This is a genomic window from Piscibacillus sp. B03 (assembly GCF_052246295.1).
GTDB lineage: Bacteria > Bacillota > Bacilli > Bacillales > Alkalibacillaceae > Piscibacillus.
In genome coordinates this window covers 18,273-37,698 of record NZ_JBQQCO010000017.1, presented here as the reverse complement: position 1 = coordinate 37,698, position 19,426 = coordinate 18,273, and the positions used below count along the sequence as shown (strand labels likewise).

Annotated in this window: 22 protein-coding genes; 13 read left to right on the top strand and 9 right to left on the bottom strand. The window is 41.0% G+C overall.

All coding sequences use genetic code 11. The annotated features are described in order from the left end of the window. Window positions 1-153: 153 nt before the first annotated feature. Both ACTWQB_RS12030 and ACTWQB_RS12025 read right to left on the bottom strand, forming a co-directional pair. Window positions 154-687, bottom strand: a complete 534-nt coding sequence (locus tag ACTWQB_RS12030; protein ID WP_443139433.1) for a chromate transporter — start codon at window positions 685-687, stop codon at window positions 154-156. Between the two features lie 13 nt (window positions 688-700). After that, window positions 701-1,252 (bottom strand): chromate transporter, encoded by a 552-nt coding sequence (locus ACTWQB_RS12025; protein WP_443139432.1) that lies wholly within the window; start codon window positions 1,250-1,252, stop codon window positions 701-703. A 120-nt stretch (window positions 1,253-1,372) separates the two neighbouring features. Here ACTWQB_RS12025 and ACTWQB_RS12020 point away from each other — a divergent pair, with 120 nt between their 5' ends. Beyond that, window positions 1,373-1,822, top strand: a complete 450-nt coding sequence (locus tag ACTWQB_RS12020; RefSeq protein WP_443139431.1) for an Lrp/AsnC family transcriptional regulator — start codon at window positions 1,373-1,375, stop codon at window positions 1,820-1,822. Between the two features lie 36 nt (window positions 1,823-1,858). Here ACTWQB_RS12020 and ACTWQB_RS12015 read toward each other — a convergent pair whose 3' ends face one another. Continuing rightward, on the bottom strand, window positions 1,859-2,137 hold the full coding sequence (locus tag ACTWQB_RS12015) for a hypothetical protein (RefSeq protein WP_443139430.1): 279 nt from the start codon (window positions 2,135-2,137) through the stop codon (window positions 1,859-1,861). Continuing rightward, on the bottom strand, window positions 2,131-3,744 hold the full coding sequence (gene ggt / locus ACTWQB_RS12010; protein WP_443139429.1) for a gamma-glutamyltransferase: 1,614 nt from the start codon (window positions 3,742-3,744) through the stop codon (window positions 2,131-2,133). Before ggt ends, ACTWQB_RS12015 begins: the two co-directional genes overlap by 7 nt. Window positions 3,745-4,112: 368 nt before the next feature. Here ggt and ACTWQB_RS12005 point away from each other — a divergent pair, with 368 nt between their 5' ends. Genes ACTWQB_RS12005 through ACTWQB_RS11995 form a run of 3 tightly spaced genes read left to right on the top strand, consistent with a single transcriptional unit; the run spans window position 4,113 to window position 7,139 of the window. Beyond that, complete coding sequence (locus tag ACTWQB_RS12005) at window positions 4,113-5,081, top strand: Bug family tripartite tricarboxylate transporter substrate binding protein (protein ID WP_443139428.1); 969 nt, start codon at window positions 4,113-4,115, stop codon at window positions 5,079-5,081. A 51-nt stretch (window positions 5,082-5,132) separates the two neighbouring features. Then, window positions 5,133-5,606, top strand: coding sequence for a tripartite tricarboxylate transporter TctB family protein (locus ACTWQB_RS12000; RefSeq protein WP_443139427.1), 474 nt, complete (start codon window positions 5,133-5,135; stop codon window positions 5,604-5,606). A 15-nt stretch (window positions 5,607-5,621) separates the two neighbouring features. Next, window positions 5,622-7,139 (top strand): tripartite tricarboxylate transporter permease, encoded by a 1,518-nt coding sequence (locus ACTWQB_RS11995; protein ID WP_443139426.1) that lies wholly within the window; start codon window positions 5,622-5,624, stop codon window positions 7,137-7,139. 67 nt (window positions 7,140-7,206) lie between these two features. Here the strand turns inward: ACTWQB_RS11995 and ACTWQB_RS11990 are convergent, their stop codons facing one another. Beyond that, on the bottom strand, window positions 7,207-7,644 hold the full coding sequence (locus ACTWQB_RS11990) for a hypothetical protein (protein ID WP_443139425.1): 438 nt from the start codon (window positions 7,642-7,644) through the stop codon (window positions 7,207-7,209). A gap of 169 nt (window positions 7,645-7,813) precedes the next feature. On the opposite strand from ACTWQB_RS11990, the gene ACTWQB_RS11985 reads away from it, so the two are divergent. Next, a complete protein-coding gene (locus ACTWQB_RS11985; protein ID WP_443139424.1) occupies window positions 7,814-8,350 on the top strand; it encodes a ribonuclease H-like YkuK family protein in 537 nt (178 codons plus the stop codon). Between the two features lie 109 nt (window positions 8,351-8,459). On the opposite strand, the gene ACTWQB_RS11980 is transcribed toward ACTWQB_RS11985, so the two are convergent. After that, window positions 8,460-8,939 carry a Fic family protein gene (locus ACTWQB_RS11980; RefSeq protein ID WP_443139466.1) on the bottom strand — a complete coding sequence of 160 codons (480 nt, stop codon included), beginning with the start codon at window positions 8,937-8,939 and terminating at the stop codon, window positions 8,460-8,462. A 37-nt stretch (window positions 8,940-8,976) separates the two neighbouring features. After that, window positions 8,977-9,912, bottom strand: a complete 936-nt coding sequence (locus ACTWQB_RS11975; RefSeq protein WP_443139423.1) for a ParB/RepB/Spo0J family partition protein — start codon at window positions 9,910-9,912, stop codon at window positions 8,977-8,979. Between the two features lie 205 nt (window positions 9,913-10,117). Between ACTWQB_RS11975 and ACTWQB_RS11970 the strand changes: the two genes are divergently transcribed. The 6 genes from ACTWQB_RS11970 (at window position 10,118) to ACTWQB_RS11945 (ending at window position 15,842) form a co-directional block, all read left to right on the top strand. Then, on the top strand, window positions 10,118-10,996 hold the full coding sequence (locus ACTWQB_RS11970) for a MurR/RpiR family transcriptional regulator (protein WP_443139422.1): 879 nt from the start codon (window positions 10,118-10,120) through the stop codon (window positions 10,994-10,996). Window positions 10,997-11,008: 12 nt separating this feature from the next. Continuing rightward, entirely contained in the window at window positions 11,009-12,115 is a 1,107-nt protein-coding gene (locus tag ACTWQB_RS11965) for an amidohydrolase (RefSeq protein WP_443139421.1), read from the top strand. Continuing rightward, window positions 12,112-12,921, top strand: a complete 810-nt coding sequence (locus ACTWQB_RS11960; protein ID WP_443139420.1) for a GNAT family N-acetyltransferase — start codon at window positions 12,112-12,114, stop codon at window positions 12,919-12,921. The genes ACTWQB_RS11965 and ACTWQB_RS11960 overlap by 4 nt, the downstream gene beginning before the upstream one ends. After that, window positions 12,899-14,017, top strand: a complete 1,119-nt coding sequence (gene menC, locus ACTWQB_RS11955) for an o-succinylbenzoate synthase (protein WP_443139419.1) — start codon at window positions 12,899-12,901, stop codon at window positions 14,015-14,017. Before ACTWQB_RS11960 ends, menC begins: the two co-directional genes overlap by 23 nt. 11 nt (window positions 14,018-14,028) lie before the next feature. Then, complete coding sequence (locus tag ACTWQB_RS11950; protein ID WP_443139418.1) at window positions 14,029-15,147, top strand: YkvI family membrane protein; 1,119 nt, start codon at window positions 14,029-14,031, stop codon at window positions 15,145-15,147. A 194-nt stretch (window positions 15,148-15,341) separates the two neighbouring features. Continuing rightward, window positions 15,342-15,842, top strand: coding sequence for a sigma-70 family RNA polymerase sigma factor (locus tag ACTWQB_RS11945; RefSeq protein ID WP_443139417.1), 501 nt, complete (start codon window positions 15,342-15,344; stop codon window positions 15,840-15,842). A 31-nt stretch (window positions 15,843-15,873) separates the two neighbouring features. Here ACTWQB_RS11945 and ACTWQB_RS11940 read toward each other — a convergent pair whose 3' ends face one another. Together ACTWQB_RS11940 and ACTWQB_RS11935 are read right to left on the bottom strand one after the other, a co-directional pair. Then, a complete protein-coding gene (locus ACTWQB_RS11940; protein WP_443139416.1) occupies window positions 15,874-16,173 on the bottom strand; it encodes a hypothetical protein in 300 nt (99 codons plus the stop codon). Between the two features lie 46 nt (window positions 16,174-16,219). After that, window positions 16,220-16,735 (bottom strand): hypothetical protein, encoded by a 516-nt coding sequence (locus ACTWQB_RS11935; protein WP_443139415.1) that lies wholly within the window; start codon window positions 16,733-16,735, stop codon window positions 16,220-16,222. Between the two features lie 205 nt (window positions 16,736-16,940). Between ACTWQB_RS11935 and ACTWQB_RS11930 the strand changes: the two genes are divergently transcribed. After that, window positions 16,941-17,933, top strand: coding sequence for a LacI family DNA-binding transcriptional regulator (locus ACTWQB_RS11930; protein ID WP_443139414.1), 993 nt, complete (start codon window positions 16,941-16,943; stop codon window positions 17,931-17,933). 58 nt (window positions 17,934-17,991) lie between these two features. Beyond that, on the top strand, window positions 17,992-19,425 hold the full coding sequence (locus tag ACTWQB_RS11925; protein WP_443139413.1) for an aldehyde dehydrogenase family protein: 1,434 nt from the start codon (window positions 17,992-17,994) through the stop codon (window positions 19,423-19,425). The last annotated feature ends 1 nt before the right edge of the window (window position 19,426 follow it).

Here is a 19,426-nt window from a genome sequence, read left to right as displayed (position 1 = left end):
TTAATCTAATAGTCAGACAAAAAAGATTTTAAAGAATATTATAAACAAAAATAAACAAAAATCAATGGAAAAATTACTTTTTTATTATTTTTAGTGAATAAATATTCACTTTTTGGTTAATTATGAAAATTTTTAATAACAAAATGTGATATATTAACTTAAGAAAATGGCCCCATATGTTAAGGCCCCCATAATGACGAATGCAGGATGCAGTTTAACTTTTTCAAGTAAAAGATAACTAGCTACAACGAGAATGACTGTCTGCCAAATACCTGCCGATTGATAGGATGTATCAACAAACTGAAAGGCTAAGACAAATAATAGTATTGCAATCGTTGGACGAATGAGCGACGTCATTTTCTTCACTTTAGGCGAATCTTTAAATTTCATAATCAAGCCCAATAGCAAGATCATCGCGATAAGTGATGGCACGATGGTTGCGACTAATGCGACAATCGCCCCCGGTACGCCAGCCACGTTATAGCCTATGTACCCTGCCATTTTCGTCGCAATTGGACCTGGAAGTGCATTCCCAAGAGCTAATACTTCACCGAACTCAGTCGTCGTCAAGAACCCATAATTCTTCACCACTTCATGCTCAATTAACGGAATTGATGCTGGGCCACCACCATACCCAACAATTCCAGGTATGAGAAAAGCTAAAAACAAATACCACAGATCAATCATAATGTTCCTCCTCTCATGATGTTTGTTTTGGTTTACTGAAAAGTGCATATAAAATTAAAGCACCAATTAAAATTGCGGGATGCATGTTCAGCCAAACATATGCGATTAAACTGACCACACTTAAAATGATAGCTAGGGTCCAGCCGAGTGCTTCTTTTGACTTCGTAATAAACGAGTAAGCTAGCACAAATAGCATCACCCCAACAACTGGCGCAATCGCTTGAGTCATTCCCTGCACCACCGCGGTGTCACGGTAGGCAATGAGCACACCAATGAGGGTAATCATAATGAGAACGGTTGGAAGGACTGCAGCCGCAAGCGCATTAAGCATCCCAAACGTACCGCCAACTTTATAGCCAATATAGCCCGCCATTTTCGTCATAATCGGGCCTGGCAACGTGTTACCAATTGCTAAGACGTCAGCGAACTCTTCATCGTTCATCCACTTGTACGTGTCAACGACCTCTTTGTGCACTAACGGTATTGTTGATGGACCACCCCCGAAACCTAGCATGCTAGAACGGAAAAAACTGATAAAAATATTTTTCTGCAATGTGAAATCCATAGGGCTCACCTCACTCTCGGATGTAATAACTTTCAAATTTTTCAAAAATCAAGTGTGACACAATCCACTTTTTCTCTTATAATGTGAAATATATTAATCTATTAAAAGTGGTGAAAACACATGAAACTTACAGAGACAGATATTAAAATCCTGAATATCTTAAGCGACGAAGGCCGAATGTCTTACGTCGATTTAGCTAAAGAACTCGATCTATCGCGAGTCGCTGTCCGCGATCGTATTAACCAAATGCAAGAAGCTGGCATCATCGAGAAATTCAGCGTCGTCATTAATTCAGAAAAAGTCGGTAAAGGCGTGTCAGCGTTCTTCAACGTTGACTGCGACCCAACCCACCTCGTACACGTGGCTGAACGACTAGCTGAAAATCCAAAGGTCGCAAGCTGTTACCAAATGACAGGCCCAAGCACCTTACATACCCACGTTCTCGTTGAAGACTTCAACGAACTAGAGAAGTTTATTAACGAAGAACTGTATGCACTAGATGGTATCACGCGAGTCGAGAGTCACATCCTGCTTCGCCGCTTCAAGAGCCGGACTGGGTTGAAACTATAGGGAAAGCTTCCTCATGACGAGGAAGCTTTTTTATTTTTAAGGTCTTTGTGCCAGCTTTAATGGGGGACTTACTGATTCAAAACAAGATTTATCGACCCCAGTTTCAAATTTATCGACCCCATTTAGAGAAATATCGACCACGAAATTTGTCGACTCGGTAAAAATCGCTTTTTTATCGACCCTAAATGTTAATTTATCGACCCCTAAAACCATTTTATCTACCCTATATCCGAAAATATCTACCGCGAATTTTGTCGACGCAGTAAAAAACGCTATTTTATCTACCCTTATTGTTAATTTATCTAACTTTACCAAACCGCCACGTGGCCATCTGTTCTCGGTTCGGTTCCACCGCACAACACTCCGGTCTCTGGATCGCGCACGATAATCTGTCCGCGGCCGAACTCATGGTGATAAAGGCTGCGCTCCACATGATGTCCGCGACGCTGTAACGCTTGAGCGAGATGCTCTGGGAATAGCGGGTCCACTTTCACGGTCTTATCCTTCATCCACTGCCAGCGTGGAGCATCCAACGCGGCCTGAGGGTTCAATCCGAAATCAACCATGTTCATCACAACTTGTGCGTGGCCTTGTGGCTGCATAAACCCACCCATCACACCAAATGGCCCGACTGCTTCACCATCTTTTGTTAAAAATCCAGGAATTATCGTGTGATACGTTTGCTTGCCTGGCTTAAGTGAATTCACGTGTTCAGGGTCCAACGAGAACGTATGCCCACGGTTCTGCATCGCAATTCCCGTATCTGGCACGACAACCCCAGAACCGAAGCCCATGTAGTTACTTTGAATATACGAAATCATATTGCCTTCCCCATCAGCTGCAGACAGATAAACCGTCCCGCCGCGCTGTGGTTCGCCTGGTGTCGGGTCAAGTGCTTCATCGCCAATCAGCTGACGGCGCACATCCGCATACTGATCCGACAACAGCTCCTCCACACCAACATCCATGTGATCCTGCTGAGTGATATACTCTAGCCCGTCTGTAAACGACAATTTCATCGCTTCAATTTGTTTATGATATGTGTCGACACTCTCTTTTTCGTTAAAATCGTAACCTTTCAGAATGTTCAACGCCATCAGTGCAATAATCCCTTGCCCATTTGGAGGAATCTCCCACACATCGTAGCCGCGGTAATTGACCTTAATCGGATCGACCCAACTAGGTTGATAGCTCGCCAAATCTTCTTTTGTTAAAAATCCTTCGTGTTTCTTAAAATGAGCATCAATCTCATCAGCTAATTGTCCACTATAAAACGACTCAGCTTTAGTCTCAGCAATCTCACGCAATGTTCTCGCATGGCCCGGTGACTTCCACAACTCACCAGTTTCTGGCGCACGGCCATCAGGCGCAAACACCTTGAACCATTCGTCATAGATATCGTCTTTAAAAATCTTCTTAAACTTGTTATAAGCACTCTTCCAATGGAAACCTAACGTCGGCGTAAGCGGAAAACCCTCCTCCGCATAACGAATCGCCGGGTCAAACAGCTCTTCAAACGGCAACTTACCGAATCGCTCCGACAACTCCGCCCAACCTTTAGGCGTTCCTGGCACAGTGACAGGCACTTTACCGAAAGTCGGCATTTCCTCATAACCTGCATCCTTTAACTTCTCAATTGAAATTCCTTTTGGCGCATAGCCACTCGCGTTTAATCCATGAACCTTACCGTCCACCCAAACTAACGCAAACGAATCAGACCCGATTCCATTTGACGTTGGCTCTACGACTGTTAAAGCCGCTGCCGTTGCAATCGCTGCATCAATCGCGTTTCCGCCTTTTTTCAAAATTTCAATTCCCGCTTCTGCTGCTAACGGTTGAGATGTCGCAACCATCCCGTTTTTTCCATAGACAGCATTACGCCTAGATGCGTACGGGTAATACATTGGATCATATTGAACCATCGTCATCTCCCCTTCTTTTGTTTTGTAATTGTAGAACATACTATCACACAAAGAAATAAAAATCATCAGATTATTTACAAAAAAATAAAATTAATCGCGCTTAAATTACATTTTGTAAACATTATGCCGACACAATTCATTTTATGAAAGAAATCGCTTACACTAGCGTTTTAATAGGCTTTTTAGTTATAGTCTGTTAATGCTTACATCTATCAAATAAACAAAATGTTGTTAAAAATAATATTTTTTTAACTAAAAGAAAGCGTTTTACCTGTTGACGGTTAATTTTGTTTCAATTATAATGTTTGAAACAATCTAAATTGTTAGAAAACCTTTAACACATAAAATAAACAAAGGGGAGTACGAAAATGAAAAAGATGAAGCGTCTAATAGCAACAGCCATGCTACCAGCTGCAGCCATTTCACTAGCTGCATGTGGCGGTGGCGACGAAGAATCAGTCGAGGATTATCCATCACAAGAAATTGAAATGACCATTCCGTGGTCACCAGGTGGCGGAAGTGATATCGAAGGTCGACTCGTAGCCGATCACGCATCAGACCAAATCGGAACAGACATAGTTCCAGTCAATGTGCCCGGAGTCGGCGGTACAGTTGGTTTGGAAGAACTAACAGATAAAGATGCAAACGGATATAACATCGGACAAATACACGAAGGACTACTTGTCGCACACCACTCCGATGTAACCCAAATCAATTACGATAGCTTTGAACCAATCGCATCGATGTCATCATCTGATCAGATTTTAGCCGTATCCGACGACTTAGGTGTCGATACATTAGAAGAATTCGTTGAATATGGACAAGAAAACGAGATTCAATTCGGCGGAACCGTTGCCGGAATCCCTCGCGTTTGGGTGGAACAAATCGGACGTGAATTAGATATCAACTACAATCTAGTCGGATATGAAGGAATCGCTGAAGCCATTCAAGCACTTGCAGGTGGCCACATCGATGCAGCAATCGTTGACTACCCATCAGGTAGCGACTTTGTTGAATCAGGCGATATGAAATTCATCGCCATCGGAACTGAAGAACGCGTTGATCGTACACCAGACCTTCCAACATTTGTTGAAAAAGGCTACGACATCACGATGGGAATCAACCGTGGTTACGTGGCACCAGAAGGCACACCACCTGAAGTCATTGAAAAGCTAGAAGCAGCATTAGAAGAAACTGCAAATGATGAAGACTATATCGAAGCTGTTGAAAACGTTGGTGCAAGCGTTAACTTCATGGGAACAGATGAATATAACGAGTACCTAGATAACCAAGACCAAATCATCAGTGATATTATCTCGGAAATTTCAGAAGAATAAATGAATAGAGGGAACTCGTCTTCCCTCTATTTTTAGTTAGGAGGAACCCACATGGGCGAATTAATCTTGGCAATCATGCTTGTCATTCTGTCCATCTTAATCTACACACAAACCGGAGACCTACCATCGATGAATGAATCCCAATTAGATCCAGGTTCTTTCCCACAGCTCATCGCGATTCTATTAGGTCTACTATCATTATTTTTAGTTATTCAAAAATCAATTCAACTCATAAAAACACGCGAAGGAAAACCATTAAAGGAATCCCTTCGCGCCATATTAATCGAACATAAACTAGTGTTCATCACTCTAGCATTATTACTCGTTTACATCCTAGCGATCCAAATAATCGGATTTATTATATCGACCATTCTATTCGTGGTCACAACGGCCTTAATCATCGGCCCTAGAACAAAAAAGGATATTATCACAATCTCAAGCATCGCACTCATTTTAACTGTGAGCCTATATCTTTTCTTTCAGAACGTCTTACAAGTCAGATTCCCAACAGGATTATTCTTCTAAGAGGAGGGACACGCCATGTTTGATTTACTTTATTTAGGCTTTGGAGAAATTTTAAACATTAAAATATTACTTGTCATTTTCATAGGAGTCGTTGTGGGCGTGATCGCTGGATTGATCCCTGGATTCACCGTTGCCATGGCCATCGTCCTCACCCTCCCACTAACATTCGGAATGGATCCCGTCACAGGAATCGCAGCCATGATCGGCGTCTTTGTCGGTGGAATGTCTGGAGGGTTAATTAGTGCTGCACTTCTCGGTATTCCTGGTACACCATCATCCGTTGCGACCACCTTTGACGCTTACCCAATGGCGAAAAAAGGCGAACCTGGAAAAGCACTATCAATCGGAATTTGGGCGTCTTTCCTAAGCTCGATTATTAGCTTGTTCATACTTGTAACCATCGCTCCACAAATATCCAGATTCGCCCTAAAATTCGGGCCATGGGAGATGTTCGCTTTAATTTGTTTAGCGTTAACAATCATCGCCAGCGTCACAGGCTCCTCGATGATCAAAGGTCTCATCGCAGGACTATTCGGACTACTCATTTCAACTGTCGGAGCCGATCCGATTATGGGATTCGCCCGCTTCACATTTGACATGAGCGTCCTTCGAGCAGGCATCCCGTTTCTAGTCGTCTTAATCGGAATGTTCGCGATCTCACGCTTAATGGAATCATTGGAAAAATCACAGTTAGACAAAAGTTTAGAAGACAAACAAAAAGAAGATGCGGCAGAAGTCAAATTTGTGCTAAAGCCGATTCAGACTTTAAAAGCCGTCTTAAAGAAACCAGGCACACTCGTCGGCTCATCATTCATCGGTTCGATTATCGGTGCCATTCCCGGTGCTGGAGGTAGTATTGCCAACATCGTCGCATATGACCAGGCGAAAAAATGGTCTAAGGATCCTAAGAAATTTGGGACTGGTTGCGAAGAAGGTGTGGTCGCATCCGAAGCAGGTAACAACTCAACAGTCGGTGGTGACTTAATCCCAACTGTCGCATTAGGCATCCCAGGCTCAGCCGTAACAGCTGTATTGTTATCAGCACTAATGGTTCACGGCATCACACCTGGTCCATTACTAATCGTTGATGAACCGAATATCGTTGGAGGTATATTCGTCGCCTTCTTCATCGCTTCGTTCGGGATGTTACTGACACAATTTGCCGGCATGCGCTATTTTGTAAAAGTTACTCAGGTACCAACGCACTTACTCGTTCCAATAATTCTAGTATTGTGCGTCATTGGAACATTCGTCTTAAATAACCGCGTCACAGACTTATATATTTTACTAGCGATGGGCATCATAGGCTACCTATTCACGAAGTACAACTTCGCACTGGCACCTGCGATTATCGGTGTCATCTTAGGTCCAATCGCAGAAGTTAACTTACGACGTGCGTTCATGACAAACCCAGATTGGACACTCTTCTTATCACGCCCAATCTCAGCAACATTCTTAGTCCTTACGGTTGTGTCGATTGCCTTCACTATTTGGCAAACGAGGAAAACGAAAGCAAAATTAAGCAGATCCTAATGAAGGGTCTGCTTATTTCTCTGTGTATATACTATTATTAGAAAACATCCACTTACTTCTTATTCATCTATGCTTTTAAAACAACAGCTAACATAACTCCTCCACCTAAGACAAGCTTATCTGCATGTCGGTTTATAGCACTAGTTAATTTTTGACTCTCTTTTCTAAATTCCTTAAGCTCATACAAAATCTCAACCTCTTCTTCAGGTTTTTTAGCACGTTCCAGTTGTTTTAATAGTTCTTTGTTTTGCTCCCCTAATATTTCAAAGTATCTCTCACTTGAAATACTTAATGTATTAAAGTACCCTTCTGCAAGCGTATTGAAGTTTGGTATTTTATCAGCAATGACCTTTAATTCATCAAGCTCAATCTTACCTACCTTTTCTAAAAGCTTTTCAAACCGCTCAAATGACGTTATTTCTTCACCATTAATATCATTGTTACGCGTCCCTCTTAGAATATTGTAGAATTTCTTATTCGATCTAGATTCATTATGTTCATTCATTAAATAGCCCCCTCTTTAACATAATTCTACAATTCATGACGAACACCTTTAAAAATTATGTTAGTGACTTAAACTAGTTCAATCCCACACTATTCCCAGCTCTCCCTCATAAAATATACCCAACAGTGAATAATAATGACAATAAGTCGTTATGAGAGGTCGTTGGCTCATGTTCAACTTTCAGTTACACAACTATACGTTTGAAAATTCTCAAGAGAAAAGTATGACGTTTGAACAAGTCTTCCGTCATATCCTAGCCTTTATGAGGCGGCACCCTAATGGAAACTACAAACTCATGATCGGGACGGATTCTCAGGTGCATCATGATTATACATCGTTCATTACTGGAATCGTCATTCAATGTGAAGGTAAAGGAGTTTGGGCGTGCTTTCAGAAGAATAAAGTTCCACGAAAAATGACAAACCTTCATGAAAAAATTTCTTATGAAACGTCCTACTCAGAAGGTGTGTTTAGCATGTTCACACAAGAACGTAAAGATGATATGTATGAAATCGTCCTCCCATACGTCGATCGTGGTGCGAGCTTTACGATGGAAGGACATATTGATATTGGAGCTGGCAAGCGCAACAAAACTCGTGTGTTCATTAACGAAATGGTTGCACGTATTGAATCCATGGGCGCGGAACCTAAGATCAAACCAGATGCGTTTGTAGCGAGTAGTTATGCGAATCGGTATACGAAATGACATTTACATATTTAAAACAAACGTTTGTTTGAATAAAAATAGCCCACCGAAGTAAAGTGAACCTAATATTTATCCATAAACATGTCAAATAACATAAAGAGTAATTTCATTAGTTATTCGTATAGTATTTTTGCTTAGGACTAGTTGGTTTATCAGGTATTGTTAATTCAAGTTGACCACCATCAATTAAAGGTCGTAAGATATTATTCCTTAAATAACGCCTACTTTTAATATTCATGAATTCCTGTATCTCACTTCTACTTTTAGGAATTTTACAGAATTCTAGTAACTTCTCAGTACGTTCATCTTGGTCACTAACTTGGTCACTATTTTGGTTGCTAATGTATTTTAATGGAATAATAGTCTTAAACACATCACTTTCAATAAATACAGGCTCTCCACCAGAGTAAATTTTACTGTATTTATAAGTGTTTCGGACACCTGAACCAAGCTCATCAACACGTCCTATTTCTTTGAAAAACTTTGCAATAGTAGGGTTTTTAGGAAATGGTGAAAAATTATTAGGATCAATAGTACCATTTCCATGTGGTTTATTACTATTTTCCACTAAAACTCTTTCCTTCTCTATGACAAGCTTTGCTGGGAAAGGGTATATTAAACCTTATTCATTTCTTAGATCTCCTTTTTAATTCCTCAGCATGAACATCAGCCCAGTTTATATGGGGTCTTATTTTCGACAACAGTTTATGGAGCTGTATAATTAGTCTTGCCCTCTGCTTGTTCGTCAAATGATTAACATAGTGTTTATTGTTAAAGAACGCTTCAATCCTCATTAGTAGTTTGAATACCAAGTCATGAATAGAGGCATGATTGCTTTTCGAAAACCTTAATTTCAGCGCGTATTCGTCAACGATATATTTAGCGCCTTGGTAACTACTTGCTTGGTGCAAAATAATATCATTAATACATGCCTCCACATACTCTTCTGATAAACTATTAAATCCTTTTTCTTTTGTTATCTTATTTATAACATCAAGTGTTGTTTTAGGAAACTCTCGATTAATATAGCGCTCAGCAATTTTCCCTTTTATATCATCACTTACATTTAAATGGTGGATAACGGTAAATCCATGCCTTCCTGCTCCCGTAGTGGCTCCTCTTCTTAGCCATTCCGGGTTAACATCAGAACCAAGTAGATATTTATTAATAGTCTCTTCACTAACACCACAAAGCTGTGAAATTATCATTGAATTATAGTCTTTATGCCTCAGTAAGTCTTTGATCATTCTTTCCAATTCATAAGCGGTCCTCTTTTTCGTTTGCAACTCTCTCCCTAATCTCTTTATAATTCGGTGTTCTTTAGACGTCTGTTCCTCTACGATACAGCATGCCTCTTCTATTTCTAAAAAATCAAGAGCGTAATAACGCCGATAACCATCAACTAATATATACAAATTTTTATTTACTGCTTCTACTATTAACGGTTCTTTCAATCCATTCCTAGAAAGATCTAACTCTAGACTCAGATCCTTCTCTCTCTGCCTATACTTAGTTTCTAGTTTAATCTGAGAAAGCTTAACAATCTTAAGTTGCTTAGACATAGAATACCCACCCATTTGTATTTTATATAATGGGTATTCGCTGAATAATTTGTCTTATGACAACTTTCAAGTATCTATGAATTTGGCAAATTCCTTACCTTTACTAAAACATACAAAGTTTCATTTACCTAATTTAAATATTGCGAATTTTTAAAACTTGTGATAACTTATACAAAATAATTCTTTTCCTTCATATAAATAAAATATGAAGGTTTCCCTTCAAAATATTCCAAAGGAGCCACTTCTCATGTTAGAAGAGATCGACACTCATTCACTATCAAAGAAGATGCAGTTAGTTGTGGATTACTACAAGCGGCAGCCTCAGGTGTTTGCAACACACTCGGCTGAGCAGTTGGGTCGTCTCATCGGCGTCAGTGAATCGACAATCATCCGCTTCGCACAGTTGCTTGACTTTAAAGGATTTCGTGACTTCCAAAAGGCCGTTCAAAAAGAGGTCTTTCACACCGAAAGAAGTTTATCGGCGTTTACGGAGGGGAAACCAAATCAGCAGGACTCTAGGTCATTAGTGCACGAGCTGATGCAGCGTGATCAAACGTACATTCAAAATGTGTTAGAAAAACTATCTGAGGACGTCATTGAAACTTTCATCGAGACGATTCATCAGTCGAGTCAAGTTTATGTAGCTGGAGTACGGACGTCGGCGAGTTTTGCGCAGTGGTTTACGTTCGGACTTAATCTAGTAACAGGTAAAGGTCACCTTTACGACCAACAACATAGCGACCTCATTACTCTTGTCACAGACCTAAAACCAGACACGACACTCATCGTCTTCTCGTTCCACCGCTACGTGTCACAAACGTTGCACCTAGCACGTGAAGCCAAGCGTCACGGCATCAAGGTCCTTGCAGTCACGGATAGTGACATAGCACCGATCACAGAGTTTGCAGACGTGACGATTCCGATTCAACTGCCGATTCGGTCAACGCTCGATGCAGCACCGGTCACGATGTCGTTCCTAAACGCCGTGTTAACAGCACTGTCGATTAAACAAGGTGAAGCTTTCCAAGAACGTATTAACGCGTTCGAATCGATTCAACCAGAAGGATTTTTTATAAAGGATTAGGAGGGATTGACGTTGACTCAATCGTTAAAAGACATTTGGACGCACTTACATAACCATGCGGAGATCAGTTGGCAGGAATATGAGACGACTCAGTACTTAATCGACCTGCTCAAACCGTACAACCCTAGAATTCAAACCTTTCAAGACATCCCAGGAGTGGTGTTTGAAATTGGTGAAGGAAAGCCAGTCGTCGGAATCCGTGCTGACATTGATGCGTTATGGCAAGAGGTAAACGGCACACATCAGGCGAATCACTCGTGCGGTCACGATGCTCATATGACGACCGTCATTGGGGTTTTCCAAAAACTCGCCGACCAACCTCTAAACGGGACGGTTCGTTTTATTTTCCAACCAGCAGAAGAAAAAGGTAACGGCGCGTTAACGATGGTTGAGCACGGGGTGGCAGATGACCTTGATTACCTTTACGGGATGCACCTCCGCCCGATTCAGGAACTGAGCACTGGCGAATTCGCACCTGCCATAAAACACGGGTCAGCTAAATTTATTAATGGGACGATTCAGACTGCTGATACTCACGGGGCACGCCCACATCTCGGTATTAACGCCATCGAGGTTGCAGCAGATCTGATTCATCATATGAGACACGCGAATTTTGATCCCATGGTTCCCCACTCCATGAAAGTGACCGAGCTACACGCAGGCGGGAAAAACACAAACATTATTCCTGGAAAAGCGCAATTCGCCATTGATCTTCGCGCGCAAACGAATGAGCTCATGGAACAAATGACGGACAAGGTCACCAGCATAGCCCGTCACCTTGAGTCGTATCACGATATCAACATCAATTTAGAAACCGGCGCACACATGCCCGCCGCAATCTACAACGATGAAGCAACTCACTTACTCGATAAAGGGATAAAGACTCACTTCCCGTCTCAAAGGCGAGATCCAATCGTCACAACGGGTGGAGATGATTTTCACTTTTACACGATTAAAAAACCGCAAATCAAAGCGACGATGCTCGCGATTGGTTGCAATCTCAAACCTGGCCTGCATCACCCGGATATGACGTTTGATTTTGAAGCAATCCCGAAAGCGGTTGAGATTCTCACAACCACGATCCAAAACACATTAAACCAAGGAGGGTCGCCCCAATGAGTGAGCACATTACCATAAGACGTCTCACAACCATGGATGAGATGCCCCTCATGCAAGAGGTTGAAGAAGCCGTTTGGCAAATGAGCCCAATCCCTGTACACCAACTTTACACTACAGTGAACAACGGCGGCTTAATTTTAGGAGCGTTTGACGGTGATCGTATCGTCGCGTTCAGTTACAGCTTTCCGGGCTTTAACGGTGAACAAACATACTTATGCTCACACATGCTTGGAATCTTACCCAAGTACCAACAAAGCGGTCTTGGCGTACGCATGAAGCATGAACAAGCCAAGCACGCAACAGACATGGGCTATCAGATGATGACGTGGACGTTCGACCCACTTCAAAGCCTGAACGCATACTTGAACTTAACCAAACTTGGCGCACGCGGAGCCCGTTATAAAGTGAACCATTACGGAACGATGGATGACAGGCTGAATAAAGGACTTGAGACCGACCGCATCGTTATTGAGTGGCACTTTAACGACGACGAGCCTTTAGAACAACCTAACATTGACGATCATATTTCTTTAGTGGAAGTTAACAACGGAACACCTGAAGCAAAACCAAACCGCTTCAACAAAAACCAGCATGCCTATTTAGTCCCGATTCCGACAAACTTTCACGACATCAAAACAAACCAACTTCCACTTGCGAAAACGTGGCGCGCTGAAACTCGCGAATCCTTTACTTGGTTATTCAACAACGGCTATCAGGCTCGTGCGGTCATCCCGAACTTTAGTCAGCAACTCGCCTATTACTATTTCCTTAAGGAGGACCACCATGAAACCCATTCAATCGATTAAACTCAGAAAACTTGAAATGGCCCTTGTCGCCCCCTTTACCACGAGTTTTGGTACGTTTCACGATAAGCAATTTTACATTATTGAAACAAAGGATGAAGATGGGAACATCGGCTACGGGGAGTCGGTTGCCTTTTCAAGCCCGTGGTATAACGAAGAAACCGTTAAAACAAATGAACATATCATCAAGGACTTTTTGATTCCAGCATTAAAACAGACAACTCTGAACCACCCGGAAGACGTTCATCCGTTATTTGAAAAATTCCGCCGCAACCACATGGCAAAGGCCGCAATCGAAGGAGCCATTTGGGACCTATACGCGAAGCAGGAAAATATCCCACTCGCAACTGCCATCGGTGGCACAGCCAGTAAAATCGACGTCGGTGTCAGCATTGGGATTAAAAACACAACTGACGAGCTCATCGACACCGTCCGTCGTAGCGTCGAGCAAGGCTATAAACGCATTAAAATAAAAATCAAACCGGGCTGGGATGTCGACGTACTTACCAAAGTCCGTGACGAGTTTCCTGACATTGACATGATGGCCGATGCGAACTCCGCTTACACGCTCGACCACATCGACACATTAAAACAACTAGACGATTTGAACTTAATGATGATCGAACAACCCTTGGCGCACGATGACATTATCGATCACGCCACATTACAAAAAGCGATTCAAACGCCCGTTTGTCTCGATGAAAGCATCCACTCATTAGAGGATACACGAAAAGCGATTGAACTGGGTAGCTGTCAGATCATCAATATTAAAATTGGTCGTGTCGGTGGTCTAACTGAAGCCAAGCGCATTCACGACTACTGCCAAGCCCACAACATCGATGTTTGGTGTGGCGGTATGTTAGAAGCTGGCGTCGGACGCGCTCACAACATTGCACTAACGACACTTTCAGGTTTTACCTTACCAGGCGACACCGCAGCATCAAGCCTGTACTGGAAGCAGGACATCATCAATCCAGAAGTTACGGTTCAAGATGGCACGATTACCGTTCCAAACGGGCCAGGCATTGGCTTTGAGATTGATCAGGACGCTCTAGAACAATTCACCGTCGAACAAGAAACCATTTCAATGAACAATTAAGGAGGTCAAACATGCAAAAATTATTAGAAGGCAAATTCGGACGCTACATCTTACCCGGCATCATCCTACAATCCGTATTAATCGGTGGCGGCTTTGCGACCGGACGCGAAATTGTTGAGTTTGGAGCAAAATTCGGAGCCATGGGCTGGATGGCTGGAATCGGTATCTTTTTAGGCTTCACCATCGCATCCATCTTAACCTTTGAATTCGCCAGGAAATTCAAAACATACAACTACCGACATTTTTTAAAAGAACTAATAGGTCCACTCTGGTTTTTATTTGATATCATTTATATCCTGCTCGCTATCTTAATCATTGCCATCATGGCCTCTGCGACCGGAGAAATCTTACAAAACACGTTAGGGCTAAATTACTGGGTAGGTGTCGGTCTCATCATTATCATCGTCGGCTTACTAAACTTCTATGGTAAAGGCCTAATCGAACGCTTTAAAACATTTGGAACACTATCCTTAATGTTAGGTTATATTCTATTTGCCATCTTAGTCATCTCAACCACTTGGGATGAAGCCGTCAATGTTCTTTCCACAGGTGATACGAGCTTTGTCGGAAACAATGTGACAATTGGTACCGTACTATGGACTGGCATTCTATATGTTGGGTATAATTTAGCCGTCTATCCAGCCACCTTATTCTCGATTGAACGACAAACGAGCCGAAAAGAATCAGTCGTAGCTGGGCTATTAGCCGGTATCTTCATGACCGTACCATGGTTCTTAACTTACTTCAGTCTATTAGGTCACTACCCGAACGAAGACGTATTCGGTGCTTCTGTTCCGTGGCTACAAATGCTGCAAGGATTCCCAGCTATCGTGATCATTATCTTTGGCGTGGTCGTAGGTTGGACACTCGTTGAAACATCATCAGGCATGATCCACGCCTTTGTAGACCGAGTCGACGGACAGCTAAAAGAAGCAACAGACAAACAACTTAGCCAAACACATAAAGGCCTCATCGCCGTTGGAGCGTTAGTGTTAGCGTTAATTCTAGCCCAGGTCGGTATCATTGATCTAATCGCAACTGGTTATACGGCCATGGCTTATGCGATGATCGCCGTCTTCATGCTGCCACTCCTCACCATTGGCGTCTATAAGATCTTTATTAAAAAATAAACAAAAAAGCGTCTAAAACCCTAATAACAAACACGGATCACAATCCAATCAGACTGTGGTCCGTGTTTTAGTAATTTTGCTGCAAAAAAGTTACAAGAAAATAATGACAATTAAGGACTTTTTGACTATAATTTTATTGTGAATATTCATTCAGTACCGGGGGCATGCCTACCATTTCTCATGGGGTAGGAAAAATGGAAACGAAGGATCTAAAATTCAATCAATTATTAGAGCAATACAATGGATTAATTAAGCACGTCATCTATAAACTAGGCATTCGAGATGATGACGGAGAATTCTATCAGGAAGGATTGGTTGCATTTTACGAAGCATATCGAAAATATTATGGACGAGATACATTTACTAGAATGGCCTATATTGTCGTTAAGAGTCGATTAATCGATCGCATTCGAAAAGAAAAACGCTACTCAGATCACTGTTTCGCATCTCAAGACTTTCATCAAAGTTATGTGGATGTTCCTTTTCAAGACACGCTAGACCCATACATCTTACTTCAAATCAAACAAGTGTTAACACAAAAACAATGGATTTACGTTCAAAAAAGAATAATAGAAGGACAGCCGGTTAGAGACATCGCCGCACAAGAACAAACTACTCCTGATGCTGTCAAAGGTTGGGGGAAAGAAGTTAGGAGAAAATTAAAACCACTATTAAAAGAAACTTATGGATTATAAAACCAGGGGCACGGTGAGCCGTGTCCCTACTCTAATATTCTATTAGCCGCTCCAGATCATCCATCGATTCGTAGCCCCGTTCATTAAACACATATTTCTTCACGTGACCCTCTACCGTTGCGGTAATCATGCCAAAGACCTGTCCAGCTTCTTTACGGAACGTCATCGGAAGTTCTCCGAAATATTGTGAATCATATTCCGTAGATATAAAGTCCAATTGGTTATGTTGAATCGTTCTAATAAAGTTTAAAATGTTGACGCATATTTCCTCTTCTGTGCTTAGTTCATCTGCGCTCATTAACCGATCTATTACGATCTCCGAATATTGCATGCCATCGCTCCTATCATTCTGGTTAACTACCATTATACCATGGATACTACTTAGTAGATTCAATAGGAACGGTTGTTTCAACTTTTCCTTGAGTAATGACGATTTCATTAATAGACTCTAACGCCTCATGATTAAACTCAAACGCTAGCGTTCTTGGTGTCGCATCAGCCGTACAATTTTCCTGAGATTGTGTAAGTTTCAAGTTCACTATTGAATTGTCTGATTCTAGGTCGATCTTTGTAACCTCATAAGGACAGCTGCCAGACTCTTGAAATCCAACAAAAACAACTTGTTGTTGATTAAAATTCACCTCAGGCATTTGCCCTTCAAAACGATAAAATTCCCACGCCATTTCTAACTCATCTTGACTACTAGCTTTCTGAACATAATACCGATGCATCTGTGATGTATCACGTACAAAAGCAATCTGTTCAAAATCAGCGGGTAGAACCTTCTCATCCGCGATGACGCTATTTTCTTGTTGCTCCCCCTCCCCCTCTGAATTACAAGCCATTAAGAATATTAGACTAAAAATAATTAATACCCATAACGTCTTCACCATTAAAAAGCCCCCTTCACCCAATTTAGACGGTGGGGTGTGGTGGAAGTTACAAATTTAAGGTTGAAACCTAAATCAAGAACTGTAAGGCAGTCTCATCACAATTTTCCTTTTTTTAAAAAACATCACTCTATAAAAATTCAACATTTGACAATTTTCAGAATATGTTTTATTTTATCTGTAAGCGCTTTTAGAGGAGTAATTAAAAATGGTTTCATCAAAAGATGTAGCAAAATTAGCAGGAGTCTCTCAGTCTACCGTCTCCCGAGTTCTTAATACACCTGAAAAAGTTCGAACAGATAAGTACGACAAAGTTGTCAAAGCCATGGAAGAGCTTAACTACCGACCAAACGCTATCGCTCGTTCATTGGTAAAAAAACAAACTAAATCAATCGCCCTTATTTCCGGACCGATTCACAATCCTTTTTTCGCTGAGACAACCACTTCTATTGTAAATTATTGCAAAAGTAAGGGTTATAACACTAATGTTCACTTTGAGGTATTTGGGGATAATTCCTCAATTATTAAAGATGTTAGTGAGATGCAGGTTGATGGCATTATTTTGTCTTCTATTCTTATGGACGATAAAATCTACTATGATTTAAAGGCTCTGAACATTCCATTTGTTATGTTCAATAGAAAACATAATGAACCTGGAAATTATTTTGAAATGGATAATATTTTAGCCGGCCAACAAGTAACAGAACATTTACTAGAAATAAATCATCAAGACATTGTTTGGATCGGTGGACCATTAAACATGTCAACTTTTCACGGGCGTTATGAAGGTTTTCGTCTATCAATGAAGGCACATGGGTTAACGGTAGGTACCAATAACACCTTCATAACTGATACAAGCGAACAAGGGATTCGAGATGTGGTAAAAGACTTAATGTCAAAACGCCACAGACCTACTGCTATTTTTGCTGCAACAGATTCTATCGCTATATTTATTCTAGACTTTCTATTAGAAAAAGGGTATCGAGTACCTGAAGATGTTAGTTTAATAGGTATTGATAATACTAAACTAAGCCAACACCACTCAGTTCAATTAACAACTGTGGGAACAGAACAATGTATTAATTTAGGTCAAGTAGCTATAGAAACACTAATTGACCAAATTGAAACTGGTAAATTCGAACTTACTCAAAAAACTTATTCTACAAAGCTTTTTAATCGCTCAACAACACGAGCGATTTAATTTCAAATCAATTTGAATACGTATTCAAAATTTAAATTTACTAAAAAGGAGTGTCATTATGTTAGGATACAAGGATTACTTAGATGAATTGAATAAAAAAACTGAGAATACGTACCCTTTAGTTAATCCCCACTCTAAATCAGAGATAAGGCAAATCCCAGAGTGTACAAATGAGCAAATGGAAGATGCTATTCTGGATGCTCAAGAAGGCTTTCAAAAAATGAAGAACCTAACCTCTTATAAGAGATCACAGATTCTTGAGCGCGTTAGTGAAATCGTAACTGATAACAAACAACTATTTGCCGAAACAATAAGTCTTGAATCAGGCAAACCTATTAAATTTGCGACAGGCGAAGTAGCCCGCACGATAGAAACTTTAAAGTTCTCAGCAATTGAAGCTAGAAAACTTGAAGGCGAATCCATTAGGTTGGATGCTGCACCCAATGGACAAGGACGTGATGCTTATACGATCCATCAACCGATAGGTGTAATTGGCGCCATCACACCTTTTAACTTTCCACTTAATTTAGTCGTACACAAAGTTGGACCTGCAGTGGCAGCAGGAAATTCGATTATTGTAAAGCCTGCAGAAAAAACCCCATTAAGCGCAATATTATTAATGGAAGCATTTATAGAAGCAGGATTACCAAAACAGGCCTATATCGTTATAACTGGAGATGGACCACGATTAGGAAAAGTACTACTTAACAGTGAACTTGTCAAAAAAATCACCTTTACTGGTAGTCCTACTGTTGGAAAGCTAATTAAATCTCAAGCCGGTTTAAAGAAAGTTACATTAGAACTCGGTAATAACTCAGCTTTATACGTGGATAAGAGCCAGAAGGATAAGCTTGAGACCATTGCCAATCAAGCAGTCATTGGAGGATTTTCATATAATGGTCAGGTTTGTATAAGTACACAACGCATTTACTTACATGAGGATATAAAAGAGGAATTTATTCAACATTTTAAAGACCGAGTAGAAAAGCTAGTCTACGGTGATCCATTAGATGAAAATACAGATTTATCTGGCCTAATTGATGAGAAATCGCAGTCAAGAATTTTAGAGTGGATTAATGAAGCACAACAAGCTGGTGCAGAGGTCATTACTGGTGGTTCTCCTAAAGAAAACACAATTGTACCGACCGTACTATTAAATGTACCCCAACAAGCCAAAGTCTCTTGTGAAGAAATTTTTGGACCTGTGGTTATTATTAATACTGTTAAAAACGGTGAGGAAGCTCTAAAAGAAATGAACAATAGTCAATATGGATTAAATGCCGGTGTATTTACAAGTGATTTAAGTCAAGCACTAACATTCGGACATGAACTAGATGTTGGGCAAGTTTTAATCAATGATGTTCCAACCTTACGCTTTGACCATATGCCATATGGTGGACGGAAAAATTCTGGTTATGGTCATGAAGGTGTTAAATATGCCATAAAAGAAATGACAAATTTAAAAATGATTAGTCTAAATCATAAATTTTAGG